The organism is Pseudooceanicola sp. NS-SX9, assembly GCF_057380705.1.
In genome coordinates, this window is sequence record NZ_CM170818.1 from 2,306,367 (window position 1) to 2,321,820 (window position 15,454).

Below are 15,454 nucleotides of genomic sequence, written 5' to 3' on the forward strand. Positions count from 1 at the left end.
CCGGCGCAGATGCGCGAAAACGGCGATGCCCTGCCCTTTGACCGGGGAGTCATTTTGCAACCGTTTATGACAATTTTTCCCCGTCATAGGACGAAGTTGGGCGAAGCCGGCCCGGTGCGAAACGGCGTTCAGCAGCGCCTGTCGCAGTCCTGTTGGTAACGAGTCACGCCGGCTTTGCCCGCCCGCCCCGCCCCGAACATCGGCAACAAGACGCCGCCCGGCGGGCTGGGCAATTGACCCAATACATATCAAATATCACACTCAGTTCCGGGGCCGGCGGTGTTTCCCTGGCATGCCGCAAAGCGAACCTCCCCGCTGAACGGAAAGCCGGCCCCATCCAGGGATCTCAACGCGATACGCCCCGCAGCGCCGCAAGCTCGGCCACCTCCGAGGGGTGAAACGCCCGGTCGGCGACCAGCGCGATCTGGATCTGCCCCCGCAGCCCCCCGATGCCCGAGGCATCGGTGCCGCCCAGATACAGGCCCGCCCCGGGCGGCGGCACGGCCATCTCGGCCCGGCCCAGAAGCTGGCCGTCGCCATGCAGATGCAGCCGCCTGCCATCCCAGCCCAGCACCAGCCAGAGCGGCTGCCCCGGCACCGGCCGGAACGCAGCGGCCAGCCGCACCCCCCCGTCCTGCTCGACCACCAGCGCACCGGGCCGCGCCGCGTAATGCCATCGCAGCGCACCGGGCGCCGCACCTGTGCCGGCAATGCCGTGGCTGTCGCCATCCGAGAACGCCAGCCGCAGGGCCAGCGCATAGCCCGCCTGCGGCAACGGCTGGGCGCGCAGCAGCGGGCGCCCCTCGCCTTCGGGCAGGTCGCAGACGGCGGTCCCGAAGGCCTCGGACCAGCGCACCAGCGGCGGCAGACGCTCTGGCGGCTGCTGCAGGTCGGCCTGCCCTTTCCAGTCGACCGGCAGACCGCTGCGCCAGTCATAGAGGCTGGAGAGGGTATCGTAGATCCCGAGGTCAGGCAGTGGCGCGCGCGGATCGGCATTGGCGGCCGCCCGCGGCAGGGCGGCATGGATCAGGCGGCCCTTGGTCAGCTCTCCGACGCGGTCGGCATGGACGCCGTCGAAGGGATGGACAGGCAGCTGCGTGCCCTCGACCCCGGGCTGCCCGGCCACGACGTCGATGGCCCCGGTCCAGGGCCTGCGGTAGCCGATCGCCGTGCCCAGGGCATGGGCCACCGCATAGCCTGGGCCCAGGGCCCGGATCTGGTGCAGCGTCATCGCATTCGTCACCAGGATCGGCGTATCGGGCCCGATCCCGTCGAACCCCGCGCGCAGGAAATCGGCCAGGGCATCCTGATCCGCGCAATAGCGCCGCATCGAAGCAAGCCCGGTGCCGCGCGCCTGCAGGCGAATGTGATTGCTGTCGGGGCGACTGTTCAGAAACACCGCGCCCAGGGTCTCGACCGGTCCGCCCTGGGCCAGCAGATGCGCCCGGCAGGCGTTCCAGCGGGTCTGCGCGCGGGTCAGCCGGTTGGGCTGCCGGGCGGGATCCGGCGACCAGACGCCATCGCGGATGCCGGTCGATCCCTGCGCCTCGGAGACGAAGACCAGACGCGACGGCGGACCGCCCCCCTGGTCGGCGCCAAGCGCCCAGGCGCAGGACAGCATCGGCGACAGGCGGTCCGGCCCGAAGGCCTTCGACGTGTCACCGGTCTCAAGCGCCGTGGTGGTGATCCGCGCCAGCCCCCCCTGCCGGGTCCATTGCCAGGCGTCCTCGGGGAAGGCATCCGAGGGCGCCGCCGGAACCCGCCCGTCGCTATGCGAATTGCCCAGCACCAGGATCATCCGGGCCGCAGACGGCGGCTCCTGGGCCCGCAGCCCCCCGGCAGGCCCAAGGGCCAGGCCAGCCGCCCCCAGGATCACCCCGCGACGGCCCATGGCCCCACGCCTTGCCCTGCCCCGTCCTGCCGTCATCTGCCGCTCCTGATCCTGATGCCCGCGGACCACGCCCGCCGCGACAAAGGCTAGCCCGCCCCCCCGGGCAGGTCCCGCCACAGCCGCGTGAACCGGCGGCAGACCGCCACTGCCGCTCTGGCTGCCGCAGCGACAGCCCTCAGGGCGGCAAATGCGCCGGCAACCAGCCGGATCGTGGATATATCCTTGCATACCGCCGGGAGCCGCCCCACGTTCCGCACCTACTGGAAGTAATGTGAGAGGGTGACATGCCGATCCCCGGTACCACGGACGACCTGAAGACCTACCTGCAGCAATACCTCGGGGAGGCCGCCGACGCCCTGCTGATCGACTGCCTGATCATCGCCATCCGCCGCCGTCAGAACGAGGCGCCCGAACTGGCCGAAGCCGAGGTGCGCCTGCTGCTGCAGGCCCTGGAAAAGGACGCCCGGCTGCACCGCGTGGCCTGACCCGCCTCTGCCTGGCCGTCACAGCGCGTCGCAGCGCGTCACCGGATCGGCCGAAAGGATCTCGACGCAGGCCTGCGGGCCCGCCGCCGGATCAAGGCGCAGCCGCAGACCTGTGCCACGTTCCAGCACAAGCGCCCGCCCCTCGGGGCGCAGACGCAGGGGGCCGGTCAGGAACAGCTGCGGATCGGCCCGCCGGCAGGCCAGCAAGCGGCGCGTCAGCCGGGCCTTGTCGCCCCGTTCGGCCTGCAGCGCCGCCAAAGACACCGGACGACGGTTGTCAGGGTCGGTCAGCTCGTGGCGGAAGTGCTCGCAGCCGCGGTAGATATCCGGGATCCCCGGCATCGCCAGCTTCAGCGCCAGCTGGCACAGCGACAGCGCCCGGGCGCGCTCGGCCACCTGCACCAGCGCCTCGGGCGGGGTCTGCCAGGCTGCCATCACCGCAAGCGACAGCGCCCGCACCGGGTCTTCGACCGCCGCGACGGGGCGGGTCCAGAAAGTCCGCTGCTTGGCCTCGCGCAGAGCCTTTTCCATATGCGCCGCCAGCCGCGGACCGGTGTCGCCCTCCTGCGGATCCCAGATCGCCGCCGCGCTCTGCGTCAGGTACCACAGGGTCTCGGGTGCCACGCCCGCCGCCTCGCGACGGGCCGAAACATCCGCCAGAAGCCGCGCGAAGGCGCCGGGCAGATGGCCAAGCGCCACCAGCCGCATCCGGGCATCCTCGGAGCGCTTGGTGTCATGCGAGGAAGTCAGCGTCAGCGCCCCGGGCCAATGCTGCACACGCTCGGCGCAGAAGGCCTCGAAGGCTTCGGGGGCCGTGGTCGGCTGGTCGGGTTCAAAGCCCACCTCGTTCGCGGCCAGATAAGGGGTGTGGCGAAAGCCCGCAGTATCCTCGTGCGACTTGGCAATCAGCGCCCCCGAGACCTGCTGGAACCGCACCCGCAACGCCGCCGCCGCAGGGCCCGCCCCTTCGGCGATCCAGCGGCCAAGCGCGCGCAGCACGCGGTCGTCGCGCAGATGGCGCGCGGCGCGGTCCTGCACCTGCGCCCACAGCGCGCGATCCTCGGGGCGGGGCGCGCGGTCGGTGAAATAGCTGCGATAGCGTGGCATCTCGACCAGCAGGGCGATCAGGGCTTCGCGCAGGGTTTCGGGGCCGGCGGCAAGGGTGGGATCGGTCGCTGCACAGGCCCGGGCCAGCGCGCAAAGCTGCCACAGTTCGGACGCCAGTTCCTGCAACAGCACCTCGGGCTTGGCGGCCTGCAGGGCGGCGTGGAAATCACCCTCGCAGCCGGTGCGGCGTTGCCAGTCGGTGGTCAGCCGGGCAATGCCGTGGACATCCCCCAGAACCCCGGCGATCGCCCGGGCGGCCTCGTAGCCGGTGGTTCCCTGCACCGGCCAGGCAGGAGCCAGCGCCTCATTGCCCGATAGGATCTTTTCGATCCAGACCGGGCAGCCGGGCAGCCGGGCCGCGAGGCGCCGCAGATAGCCCTCGGGGTCCGCAAGGCCGTCGACGTGATCGACCCTGAGCCCCTGCACCAGCCCGCGATCCACCAGATCGAAGATCAGCGCATGCATGTCCTCGAAGACCTGCGGGTCCTCGATCCTCATGCCGATCAGCGAGGTGACGTTGAAGAAGCGCCGGTGCCGCAGGCTGTCGCGTTCCAGCACCCAATGCGCCAGTTCCCACGGCTGGCGGGCGATCAGCGCCTGGGCCTGCGGGGCGGCAAGCTGGCCTGCGGCGGGCGCGGTCGAAGGATCAAGGGGCACCTCAAGCCCCGCCAGTTGCAGCACCGGCCCGTCAAAGGCCTGCGCCACCCGGGCGGTTTCCTGCGCCAGCACCTCGGGCAGCGGCGCGGTCAGCATCGGCAGCAGCAGGGGCCCCGCGTCAGCGTCGATGTTGAAATGCGGCGCGTAGCGGCTGGCGCGCCCGTGGCGCAGCACGTCCCGCAGCCACAGGTTCTGGAAATTGAACGCCGTGTGGTTGGGCACGATATCAAGGATCACCCCCAGCCCCTGCGCCCGCGCGGCCTGCGCCAGCCGGGTGAACCCCCCGATCCCGCCCAAGGCAGGGTCCACCTGGTCGGGCCGCGTCACGTCATAGCCATGGCTTGAGCCGGAGGTCGCGGTGAAGATCGGCGACAGATAAAGATGCGAGACCCCCAGATCCGCCAGATAGGGCAGCCAGTCGCGGACGGCATCGAAATCGACCCCGTTCCTCAGCTGGATGCGGTAGGTGGCGGTGGCGTGGCGCAGGGCGGGATGCAGGCTCATGCGGGGCCTCCGGTGGCGCGGGCGATCAGGGCGTAATGTCCGGTGTCCCAGTCGCCCACCGTCAGGTCGGGGGCGAAGGGCGCGGGCGGGGCGGGATCGCCGAAGGTCACGGCCAGTTCGACCCCGCAGGTGGTGCCCGTCCAGCGCGCCCGAAGCGCCCGGGGCGACAGCAGCTGCACCTCCGAGGCCGCGCCGATCGCCGGGATCTGCCGGATCAGCGGCACCACATGGGCCTGCCGCCAGGCCAGCAGCAGCCGCGTCAGCGCCCGCCATTCCGCCTGCCGCGCCGGATCGCCGCGATAGGGGCGCGACATCTCGTACGTCTGGGCCGAGATCGGATCGGGCACCTGCCCCGAGAACGAGGCGAAGCGTTCGAATTCGCGCTGGCGGCCCTTGCGGGTGGCATCCGCCATGGGTTCGGGGAAATCAGCGAAGAAGCAGAAGGGGGCCTCTTCGCCCGCTTCCTCGCCCATGAACAGCATCGGCACGAAGGGCGACAGCAGCAGCAGCGCATGGGCGGTGCGGGCGGCGGCCTCGCCGGTCAGGGCGATCAGGCGGTCTCCGCGGGCGCGGTTGCCCACCTGGTCATGGGTCTGGTTCGAGATCACGAAGCAGCCGGGCGGCAGATGCGCCGAGGGCTCGCCCCGGGGGTGGTCGGCCCGGGGTCGCGGCTGGCCCTGATCGACCTGGCCTTCCGACAGCGCCCGCAGCAGGTCGGCGGCGGGATCGACGGCGAAGGGGGCGTAATAGCTTTCGTCCTCGGCGGTCAGCAGGCAGTGCAGCGCGTGGTGGTAGTCGTCGTTCCACTGCGCATCGTACAGCCCCGCGCCGGGGGTGACGGGGCCGGCTTGGTTGCGCTCGTCTTCAAGGATCAGCCAGGGGGTGCGGGGATGGGCGGTGGCGCGGGCGGTGCGGGCCATCTCTTCCAGCATGGGGGGATCGGAGGGGTCCCGGATCTGATGCGCGGCATCCACCCGCAGGCCGTCGATGTGGAATTCGCCGATCCACTGGCGGATGTTCGACAGGAAGAAGTCGCGCACCGGCGCGGTGGTATAGTCGATGCCCGCACCCCAGGGGGTGTGGCGGTCGGGGTCGAAGAAGCCGGGCGCGATCTGGTGCAGATAGGCGCCATCGGGGCCGAAGTGGTTGTAGACCACATCCAGGATCACCGCGATGCCCGCCGCATGGGCGGCCGCCACCAGCGCCTTCAGACCCTGCGCCGGGCCATAGGCCGCATGGGGCGCGAAGGGCAGCACCCCGTCATAGCCCCAGCCCCGCCGCCCCGAGAACTGCGCCACGGGCATGATCTCGATCGCGGTGATGCCCTGCTCTGCCAGCTCTGGCAGGCGGGGGATGGCGGCGGCAAAGGTGCCCTCGGGGGTGAAAAGGCCGATGTGGATCTCAAGGATCACCGCCTCGGAGAGCGGCCCGGGGGACCAGCGGGCCTCGGCCTCGGGCCAGTCGAACGCGGTGTCGACCAGGACCGAGGGCCCGTGCACATCGCCCAGCTGCCCGCGCGCCGCCGGATCGGGGCGCATCCCCTGCCCCAGGTCAAAGCCATAGGGCGTGCCGGGGGCGGCCACAAAGGCCAGACGGTGCACCCCGTCGGCCCCCCTGGCCATCGGCATCGCCTGCCCCTCCAGCACCAGCGCCACCTGCGGTGCCTCGGGCGCCCAGAGCGCGGCCTGCCAGCCACCCCGCCCATCCGGCAGCACGCCCCAGTGGCGGGTCCTGTCCTTGGAAAGTGCCGTCATCGTCGATCTTCCCTGAACATGTGGTTGGGCCTAAAGCGCCAGATGCATCCAGCCGTTCGGCCCCAGTGTCAGCGTGCTGCCCGCCAGATCCGCCGCCTGCGAGGGCCCAAAGGGCGTACCCGTCACCCCCCGCACCGTCACCGGCGCGGTCGAGAGGTTGTAGAGGCAGTCAAGCGTGCCGCCCCGGGTGAAGCGCAGCAGCGGATCCTCGGCGGTCAGGATCTCCATCTTGCCGGAGGCCAGCGCCGGGGTGGCCTTTCGGTGGGCGATGATGCTGCGGTAGAATTCCAGCGTGCTGCCGTCGACACCTGCCTGGGTATCGACGGCGCGGGCGGCCTGAGGCGCCTTCACCGGCAGCCAGGGCGTGCCGGTGCCAAAGCCCGCATTGGGCGCATCGGCCTGCCAGCACATGGGGGTGCGGCAGCCGTCGCGGCCCTTTTCCGCGGGCCAGAAGCGCAGGCCCATGGGATCGGTGATTTCCTCGTACAGCAGATCGGTCTGGGTCTGGCCCAGCTCTTCGCCCTGATAAAGGCACAACGTCCCCTCGAACGAGGTCAGCAGCGAGATCGCCTGCCGCGCCAGCGCGTCGCCGCCTGCGTCCTTGGCGGCCCAGCGGGTGGCATGGCGCACCACGTCATGGTTCGACATCGACCACAGCGGCCAGCCCTCGGGGGCGCCGGTGAAGAAGCCCTCGATCACGGTGCGGAAATGTTCGGGCGTGTAGTGCTGCGACAGCATGTCGAAGGAATAGGCCATGTGCAGCTTGTCCTGCCCCGAGGTATATTCCCCCATGATCGCGATGGCGCGTTCGGCATCGCCGATCTCGCCCACCATCATGATGTCGTCGTATTCATCCGCCACCGCGCGCATCCTGCGCAGCAGCTCCAGGTTCTCGGGGCGGGACTTGGAATAAAGCTGCTGCTGCCAGTCGTAATGGTTCACGGGCTTCGGCTTGCCCGTCAGATCCAGCGCCGGGTTGTCGCGCAGCAGCGCATCCTTGGTCATGTGGTTGCAGGCATCGACCCGGAAGCCCTTGACGCCCCGCTCCAGCCAGAAGCGCATGGTGTCCAGCACCGCCTCGACCAGTTTGGGGCAGCGATAGTTCAGGTCGGGCTGCTGCGGCAGGAAGGAATGCATGTAGTACTGCTTGCGCACCCCGTCCCAGGTCCAGGCCGGGCCGCCGAAGACCGCGGGCCAGTTGTTGGGCGGGCTGCCGTCGGGCTTGGGATCGGCCCAGATGTACCAGTCGGCCTTCGGATTGTCGCACGAACTGCGGCTTTCGACGAACCACGCGTGCCGGTCCGAGGAATGGTTCAGCACCTGGTCGATGATGATCTTCAGCCCCAGCTGGTCGGCCCGCGCGATCAGCGCGTCGAAATCCGCCATGGTGCCGAAGATCGGATCGACATCGGTATAGTCCGACACGTCATAGCCCATGTCCGCCATGGGCGAGCGGAAACAGGGCGACAGCCAGATCCCGTCACAGCCCAGATCGGCGATGTGGTCCAGCCTGCGGGTGATCCCCTTCAGGTCCCCCATCCCGTCGCCGTCATCATCCTGGTAGGAGCGGGGATAGACCTGATAGAGCACCGCTCCGCGCCACCAGCCGGCCTCGGGGCCGGTTCGTTTCGCAGCGCGGGTCGGGGCCTTTCCGGGGGGACGTGTCATCCGTGCCTCCTGTCGGGGTGGGATGCCTGCCGTTGCGGCAGGACACCTGCCGGAAAAGGTGACACGTGGCCCCGGGAAATCAATCTCGAAGCGCCGCAAGGGGGGTGCGGCATTTTCAGGCCATTGAAATTTTGCGCAAACCGGACACTCTCAGGGGTGCAGGGGCGTGCCATGGCCGCCCTGCCCGACGGCCCGACCAGAACTGGAACTGCATGTGACCAAGGCCCCCTCCCGCCCGCGCCCGTCCGATGCTGCCCGCCTCGATCCCGATCAGGCCCGTGCCCTGAGCGAGGGCCGCCACGGCGCCCCCTTCGATGTTCTGGGCCTGCATGGCCGGGTCCTGAGGGTGCTGGATCCCGGTGCCCAGCGCATCTGGTGCCTGCGTCCGCGCGGCGCCCCCCTGGAACTGAGCGCGCTGGGGGGCGGGCTGTTCCAGCTGGATGACGTGCCCGTCGCGCTGGCCCGCAGCCGCAATTACCGGCTGAAGGCGCAGGGCCATGGCGCCGAATGGACCTGGGACGATCCCTACCGGCTGGGGCCGGTGCTGGGGCCCCTCGACGAACACCTGATATCCGAGGGGCGGCACCTGCGCCTGTGGGACCGTCTGGGCGCCCATCCAATGCAGCACGAGGGGCTGCAGGGCACCGCCTTCGCGGTCTGGGCGCCGAATGCGCGGCGGGTGTCGGTGGTGGGGGATTTCAACGGCTGGAACCCGGTCCGCCACCCGATGCGCCCGCGCGGCACCACCGGCATATGGGAGCTGTTCCTGCCCGGCGTCTCCCCCGGCGCGACCTACAAATATGATATCCTTGGCCCCCATGGCCCCCTGCCGCAGAAGGCCGATCCGGTGGGCTTCGGGGCCGAGCACCCGCCCGCCACCGCCTCTGTCGTGCGCGCCCTGCCGCCCCCCGCCCAGGCCCGGCGCGCGCCTGCGGGGCCTGATGCGCCCGTCTCGGTCTACGAGGTCCACCTGGGCTCCTGGCGGCGCAAACCCGAAGAGGGCGACCGGCGCCTGTCCTATGACGAGCTGGCGCAGGATCTGGTGGCCTATGCCTGCGACATGGGCTTTACCCATCTGGAATTCATGCCGGTCAGCGAATTTCCCTTCGACGGCAGCTGGGGCTATCAGCCGGTGGGCCTTTTTGCCCCCACCATCCGCCACGGCACGCCCGATCAGTTCGCGGGCCTGATCCGGGCCGCGCAGGCGGCGGGGCTGGGGGTGATCCTCGACTGGGTGCCGGGGCATTTCCCCACCGATCCCCACGGCCTCGGCTGGTTCGACGGCACGCCGCTTTACCAGTACGCCGACCCGCGCGAGGGCTTCCATCGCGACTGGAACACGCTGATCTACGATTACGGACGCCGCGAGGTGAAGAACTTCCTTGTCGCCAATGCGCTCTACTGGTTGCAGCATTATGGCGTCGACGGGCTGCGGGTGGATGCGGTGGCCTCGATGCTGTACCGCGACTATTCCCGGCCACCCGGCGAATGGGTCCCCAACATCCACGGCGGCCGCGAGAACCTGGAGGCCATCGCCTTCCTGCGCGAAATGACCACCGAGGTCCGCGCCGCCTGCCCCGATGCCCTGACCGTGGCCGAGGAAAGCACCAGCTTTCCCGGCGTCTCGCATCCCGCGGCGCAGGGCGGGCTGGGGTTCGACTACAAGTGGAACATGGGCTGGATGAACGACACGCTGGAGTACATCCGGCGCGATCCCGTGCACCGGCGCCACCACCACGGCCAGCTGACCTTTGGCCTGCAATATGCGTTTTCCGAACAGTTCATCCTGCCGATCAGCCATGACGAGGTGGTCCACGGCAAGGGCAGCATGATCGAGAAGATGCCCGGGCAAGGCCCCGAGCAATTCGCCAGCCTGCGCAGCTACTACGGCTTCATGTGGGGCCATCCCGGCAAGAAGCTGCTGTTCATGGGCTGCGACTTTGCGCAAGGCCGGGAATGGAGCCACGACCGATCGCTCGACTGGCACCTGCTGGAACGCCCGCAGCACGCGGGCATCCAGGCGCTGGTGCGGGATCTGAACCGGATCTACCGCGCGACGCCCGCGCTGCATCGCGACGGGCTGGGGCCTGCGGGCTTTGAATGGCTGGTGGCCGATGATGCGGACCAGTCGGTGCTGGCCTTCCTGCGGCGCGATCCCGGCGGGCAGGACGTGGCGGTGCTGTGCAACTTTACCCCCGTCGAGCGCCGCGACTACCGGCTGGGCCTGCCCTGCGCCGGTCCCTGGGACGAGATCCTGAACACCGATGCCACCGATTACGACGGCGGCGGACGCGGCAACCTGGGCCGGGTGATGGCCGAACAGGTCCCCTCGCACGGGCGCCCGGCCTCGGCCCGGGTGGTGCTGCCGCCGCTGTCGGTGATTTTCCTGCGGGCCCCCGTGCCCGACGCGCCCTGGGGAGGGGGCAACCCATGAAACCCACACCCGGAACCCGCCTGGCGCCGCGCGCCATGGCCTTCGTGCTGGCCGGTGGCCGCGGCAGCCGCCTGCGCGAACTGACCGACATCCGCTCGAAACCGGCGGTCTATTTCGGCGGCAAGAGCAGGATCATCGACTTTGCCCTGTCGAATGCCTACAATTCCGGGATGCGCAAGCTGGCCGTCGCCACCCAGTACAAGTCGCATTCGCTGATCCGTCACCTGCAGCGCGGCTGGAACTTCTTCCGGGCGGAACGCGGCGAATATCTGGACATCCTGCCGGCCTCGCAGATGGTGTCGGAAAGCCAGTGGTACCTGGGCACCGCCGATGCCGTGTCCCAGAACATCGAGATCATCGACAGCTACGGCATCGACTACATGGTCATCCTGGCGGGCGATCACGTCTACAAGATGGATTACGAGGTGATGCTGCGCGAACATGCCGACAGCGGCGCCGACGTGACGGTGGGCTGCCTGAGCGTGCCGCGCGCCGAGGCCAGCGCCTTTGGCGTGATGGCCATCGACGCGCAGCAGCGGATCACCGATTTTCTGGAAAAGCCCGCCGATCCCCCCGCCCGTCCCGGCGCCCCGGACGAGGCGCTGGCCTCGATGGGGATCTATGTCTTCCGCTGGGACTTCCTGCGCGAAATGCTGATCGAGGACGCCGCCAGCCACGGCAGCAGCCATGATTTCGGCAATGACATCATCCCCAAGCTGGTCCGGGGCGGCAAGGCGATGGCGCATCTCTTCGAGGACAGCTGCGTCACCTCGGGGGCCAACGAACAGATCTACTGGCGCGATGTCGGCACCCTTGATGCCTATCACGCCGCCAATATCGCGCTGACCGAATTCACCCCCGAACTCGACATCTTCGACAATTCCTGGCCGATCTGGTCCTACGGCGAGGTCACGCCGCCGGCGAAGTTCATCCATGACGAGGACGGGCGGCGGGGCTCGGCGGTGTCGTCGATGGTGTCGGGCAACTGCATCATCTCGGGAACCGAGGTGCGGGAATCCCTGTTGTTCACCGGTGTGCGCACCCACAGCTACGCCGAGCTGTTCCAGGTGGTGGCGCTGCCCCATTCGGCGGTGAACCGGCGCGCGCGGCTCAGCCGGGTGATCCTGGACACCCATGTCGAGATCCCCGCGGGCCTTGTGGCGGGCGAGGACCCGGAAGAAGATGCGAAATGGTTCCGCGTCAGCGAGGGCGGCGTGACATTGATCACCCGGCCGATGGTGGCGCGATGGCTGGCAGCAAACGGCTGAAGGAGCAGGCGATGGACGGGATGAGGACGGGCGGACAGATCCTGTCGGTGACCTCCGAGGCGGTGCCGCTGATCAAGACCGGCGGGCTGGCCGATGTGGCCGGCGCCCTGCCCGGCGCGCTGAAGGCGCTTGGCTGGCGGATGCGGGTGCTGCTGCCGGGCTATCCCGGGCTTGCCGCGCGGCTGCAGGGGGCCACGGTGCTGGCCGATCTGCCCGATCTTTTCGGCGGCCCGGCGCGGGTGCTGGCGGGCCTTGCCGGCCCCGGTGGCTACGAGGTCCTGCTGCTGGAGGCCCCGCATCTTTACGACCGCGCGGGCGGCGCCTATCTGGACACCGACGGCAGAGATTATCCCGACAATGCCGAACGCTTTGCCGCCCTCTGCCTGGCCGCGGCCGAGATCTGCGACGGCGCGCTGACGGACGGCTGGCGCCCCGATCTGGTCCATGCCCATGACTGGCAGGGGGGGCTGGTGCCCGCCTATCTGAAGGCCCGCGCCCTGCCCCAGCCCAGCCTGCTGACGATCCACAACATCGCCTTCCAGGGGCTGGTCCCGGTCGAACGGCTGGGGCCGCTGCGGCTGGATCCGGCGCAGTACTACCCCACCGGGCCGCTGGAATATTTCGGCAAGATCTCGTTTCTGAAGGCGGGGATGACGCTGGCAAGCCAGGTCACCACCGTCTCGCCCCGCTATGCCGCCGAGCTGGAGCACCCCGCCTTCGGCATGGGGATGGAGGGCGTCATCGCGCAGCTTTCCCCGCCGATCCGCGGCATCCTGAACGGCATCGACACCGATGTCTGGTCGCCCGCCACCGATCCGCATCTGGCCGCCCCCTTCAGCGCCGGCCAGCCCGCCGCCCGCGCTCGCAACACCGCCCGGCTGGAAGAGCGCCTTGGCCTGGCCGCCGCCCCCGGGCCGCTGGTGGGCGTGGTCAGCCGGCTGACCCGGCAAAAGGGCCTCGACCTGCTGCCCGAGGTCCTGCCGGGCCTTCTGGCGCGCGGCGGGCGGCTGGCGGTGCTGGGATCGGGCGATGCCGATCTGGAACACGCCTTCCGCATGGCTGCCGCCGATCACCCCGGGCAGGTGGGCTTTGTGCAGGGCTATGACGAGCCGCTCTCCCATCTGATCTACGGCGGCGCCGATGCGCTGCTGGTCCCCTCGCGGTTCGAACCCTGCGGCCTCAGCCAGCTTTACGCGCTGCGCTACGGCGCGGTGCCGGTGGTGGCGCCGACGGGGGGGCTGTCGGACACGGTGATCCCCGCCAGCCCCGCCGCCCTGGCGCAGGGCGTGGCCACGGGGGTGATGCTGCCCTCGGTCGATGCGGGGGGGCTGGCGCGTGCCCTCGACCAGCTGTGCGACCTGCATGGCGACCCCGCCCGCTGGCGGCAGATCCGCCGCAACGGCATGAAGGCCGATTTCGGCTGGCAGGCCTCGGCCGCCGACTATGCCGCGCTCTACGACAGCCTGACCGCCCTGACGGAGCCCGCCGCATGACCCATCCCCCCCGCGGCCCGCAACCGCATCTGGCCGCCCCCGCCCTGCGCGCCGGCGCCAGCGGCATCCCCACCAAGCTGCCGCACCACGGCCTGTCGGCGGGCCGCCCCGATCCGATGGGCGCCACCTTCGACGGTCAGGGCGTCAACTTTGCCGTCTTCTCGGCCGAGGCCGAGGCCATCGACCTGTGCCTGTTCTCGCCCGACGGGCGGCGGGAACTGGCGCGCATTCCGCTGCGCGAACGCGATGGCGATGTCTGGCATGTCTACGTCGCCGGGCTGCTGCCGGGGCAGCTTTATGGCTGGCGGGTGCGCGGGCCGCACCGCCCCGAAGAGGGCCTGCGCTTCAACCATGCCAAGCTGCTGCTGGACCCCTATGCGCGCAAGATCGCCGGGCGGTTCCGCTGGTCGGATGCGCTGCTGGGCTATCGCCCCGGCACCCAGAAGGCCGACCTGGGCCTCGACAGCCGCGACAGCGCCTTTGCCATGCCCAAGGCGGTGGTCTGCGACACGGGCTTTGCCTGGGGCAAGGATGAACCGCTGCGCCACCGGCGCTCGATGTCGGTGCATTACGAGGCCCATGTGAAGGGCATGACCGCGGGCCATCCGCAGGTCGATCCGAAACGGCGCGGCCGCTTCCTGGGGCTGGCCAGCCAGCCGATCCTGGATCACCTGGACCGCATCGGCGTCACCACGATCCAGCTGATGCCGGTGCAGGCGCATCTGTCGGAACGCTTTCTGACGGAAAAGGGCCTGACCAACTATTGGGGCTACCAGACCATCGGCTTTTTCGCCCCCGATCCGCGCTACCTCTGCGAGGGCGAGATCTGGGAATTCCAGACCATGGTGCGCCGCTTCCATGCCGCCGGCATCGAGGTCATCCTGGATGTCGTCTACAACCACACCGCCGAGGGCAACCAGCTGGGCCCGACGCTGTGCTTCCGGGGCCTCGACAACCGCGCCTATTACCGCCTGGCCGAGGACCCGCGCTATTACATCGACGACACCGGCTGCGGCAACACGCTGAACCTGCGCCACCCGGCGGTGCTGCGCATGGTGATGGATTCCTTGCGCTACTGGGTCGAGGTGATGCATGTCGACGGCTTCCGCTTCGACCTGGCGACCGCGCTGGCGCGCGGGCCGCAGGGATTTGACGCGCAGGGCGGCTTTCTGGCGGCCATCGGCCAGGACCCTACGCTGAGCAAGGTCAAGCTGATCGCCGAACCCTGGGACCTGGGCCCGGGCGGCTATCAGCTGGGCGCCTGGCCGCATCCCTTCCTGGAGCTGAACGACCGCTACCGCGACGACGTGCGCCGCTTCTGGAAGGGCGATGCGGGGGCGACCTCGGACATTGCGGGGCGGCTCTTGGGCTCGGCCGGGCTGTTTGATCACGACGGGCGCTCGGCCACCTCCTCGGTCAACTTCCTGGCCTCGCATGACGGCTTCACCCTTGAGGATGTCGTCAGCTATTCCGCCAAGCGCAACTGGGCCAACGGCGAGGACAACCGCGACGGCCACGAGCCCAACCATTCCGACGGCATCGGCGCCGAAGGCCCCACCACCAACCCCGAGATCCTGGCCGCCCGCGCCCGGCGCAAGCGCAACATGCTGGCGACGCTTTACCTGTCGCAGGGCACGCCGATGCTGCTGGCGGGCGACGAGACCGGCAATTCCCAGGGCGGCAACAACAATGCCTATGCCCAGGACAATCCCATCGCCTGGGTCAACTGGGACCGCCCCGACCAGGAGCTTCTGGCCTTCACCGCCTGGCTGGCCAGGATGCGGCGCGATCACCCGGTGCTGCGCCAGCGGCTGTTCCTGCACGCCAAGGCCCGCGCCCTGGATGGCAACCGCGACGTGATCTGGCGCCGCGCCGACGGCCAGGAGGCGCGCACCGAGGACTGGCACGACCCCGCCTTCCGCACCCTGTGCATCGAGATCCGCCTGGCCTCGCAGACGCCGTCGTATTCCATGAGCAAGGACGTGCTGCTGGTGGCGCTGAACGGCGGGCCTGCCTGCCCACTTGTGCTGCCGCCCGCCCCCGCGCATTGCCGCTGGCGCCGGATCCTCGACACTTCGGTCGCCCGACAGGTCGCGCTGCCGCTGATGCCCGACACGCCCGAACTGATGCTGCCGGCCGACAGTGTCGTGGTGCTGGACGCCTTCCGCTAGCACGGTTTGCAGGCCGCCCGCT

General features: G+C 69.8%; 9 protein-coding genes. 5 read left to right on the plus strand and 4 right to left on the minus strand.

Going from position 1 to position 15,454, the window contains the following annotated elements:
* Positions 1 to 346: 346 nt before the first annotated feature.
* Positions 347 to 1,891 (minus strand): hypothetical protein, encoded by a 1,545-nt coding sequence (locus AC2ITM_RS11030; protein ID WP_486466697.1) that lies wholly within the window; start codon positions 1,889 to 1,891, stop codon positions 347 to 349.
* Between the two features lie 284 nt (positions 1,892 to 2,175).
* On the opposite strand from AC2ITM_RS11030, the gene AC2ITM_RS11035 reads away from it, so the two are divergent.
* Positions 2,176 to 2,376, plus strand: a complete 201-nt coding sequence (locus tag AC2ITM_RS11035) for a hypothetical protein (protein ID WP_486466698.1) — start codon at positions 2,176 to 2,178, stop codon at positions 2,374 to 2,376.
* An 18-nt stretch (positions 2,377 to 2,394) separates the two neighbouring features.
* Here the strand turns inward: AC2ITM_RS11035 and treY are convergent, their stop codons facing one another.
* From treY to AC2ITM_RS11050, 3 genes are read right to left on the minus strand one after another with little or no spacing between them, the layout of a single operon-like run.
* The gene (gene treY / locus AC2ITM_RS11040) at positions 2,395 to 4,644 is read right to left on the minus strand and encodes a malto-oligosyltrehalose synthase (RefSeq protein WP_486466699.1); all 2,250 of its coding nucleotides are present in this window, start codon (positions 4,642 to 4,644) and stop codon (positions 2,395 to 2,397) included.
* Positions 4,641 to 6,398 carry a malto-oligosyltrehalose trehalohydrolase gene (gene treZ / locus AC2ITM_RS11045; protein ID WP_486466700.1) on the minus strand — a complete coding sequence of 586 codons (1,758 nt, stop codon included), beginning with the start codon at positions 6,396 to 6,398 and terminating at the stop codon, positions 4,641 to 4,643. The genes treY and treZ overlap by 4 nt, the downstream gene beginning before the upstream one ends.
* A gap of 30 nt (positions 6,399 to 6,428) precedes the next feature.
* Positions 6,429 to 8,066 carry an alpha-amylase family glycosyl hydrolase gene (locus tag AC2ITM_RS11050; RefSeq protein WP_486466701.1) on the minus strand — a complete coding sequence of 546 codons (1,638 nt, stop codon included), beginning with the start codon at positions 8,064 to 8,066 and terminating at the stop codon, positions 6,429 to 6,431.
* Positions 8,067 to 8,280: 214 nt separating this feature from the next.
* Here AC2ITM_RS11050 and glgB point away from each other — a divergent pair, with 214 nt between their 5' ends.
* The 4 genes from glgB to glgX are packed head-to-tail and all read left to right on the plus strand — an operon-like array spanning position 8,281 to position 15,432.
* Positions 8,281 to 10,500, plus strand: a complete 2,220-nt coding sequence (gene glgB / locus AC2ITM_RS11055; RefSeq protein ID WP_486466702.1) for a 1,4-alpha-glucan branching protein GlgB — start codon at positions 8,281 to 8,283, stop codon at positions 10,498 to 10,500.
* Positions 10,497 to 11,768: a glucose-1-phosphate adenylyltransferase gene (glgC, locus tag AC2ITM_RS11060; protein WP_486466703.1), complete on the plus strand. Its 1,272-nt coding sequence runs from the start codon at positions 10,497 to 10,499 to the stop codon at positions 11,766 to 11,768. The genes glgB and glgC overlap by 4 nt, the downstream gene beginning before the upstream one ends.
* Positions 11,769 to 11,779: 11 nt before the next feature.
* A complete protein-coding gene (gene glgA / locus AC2ITM_RS11065) occupies positions 11,780 to 13,261 on the plus strand; it encodes a glycogen synthase GlgA (protein ID WP_486466704.1) in 1,482 nt (493 codons plus the stop codon).
* Positions 13,258 to 15,432: a glycogen debranching protein GlgX gene (gene glgX, locus AC2ITM_RS11070; RefSeq protein ID WP_486466705.1), complete on the plus strand. Its 2,175-nt coding sequence runs from the start codon at positions 13,258 to 13,260 to the stop codon at positions 15,430 to 15,432. Before glgA ends, glgX begins: the two co-directional genes overlap by 4 nt.
* Positions 15,433 to 15,454 lie beyond the last annotated feature (22 nt).

Coding starts and splice junctions, on each gene's coding strand:
- AC2ITM_RS11030 (WP_486466697.1), bottom strand. CDS start 1,891: ATGGGCCGTCGCGGGGTGATCCTGGGGGCGGCTGGCCTGGCCCTTGGG.
- AC2ITM_RS11035 (WP_486466698.1), top strand. CDS start 2,176: ATGCCGATCCCCGGTACCACGGACGACCTGAAGACCTACCTGCAGCAA.
- treY (WP_486466699.1), bottom strand. CDS start 4,644: ATGAGCCTGCATCCCGCCCTGCGCCACGCCACCGCCACCTACCGCATC.
- treZ (WP_486466700.1), bottom strand. CDS start 6,398: ATGACGGCACTTTCCAAGGACAGGACCCGCCACTGGGGCGTGCTGCCG.
- AC2ITM_RS11050 (WP_486466701.1), bottom strand. CDS start 8,066: ATGACACGTCCCCCCGGAAAGGCCCCGACCCGCGCTGCGAAACGAACC.
- glgC (WP_486466703.1), top strand. CDS start 10,497: ATGAAACCCACACCCGGAACCCGCCTGGCGCCGCGCGCCATGGCCTTC.
- glgA (WP_486466704.1), top strand. CDS start 11,780: ATGGACGGGATGAGGACGGGCGGACAGATCCTGTCGGTGACCTCCGAG.
- glgX (WP_486466705.1), top strand. CDS start 13,258: ATGACCCATCCCCCCCGCGGCCCGCAACCGCATCTGGCCGCCCCCGCC.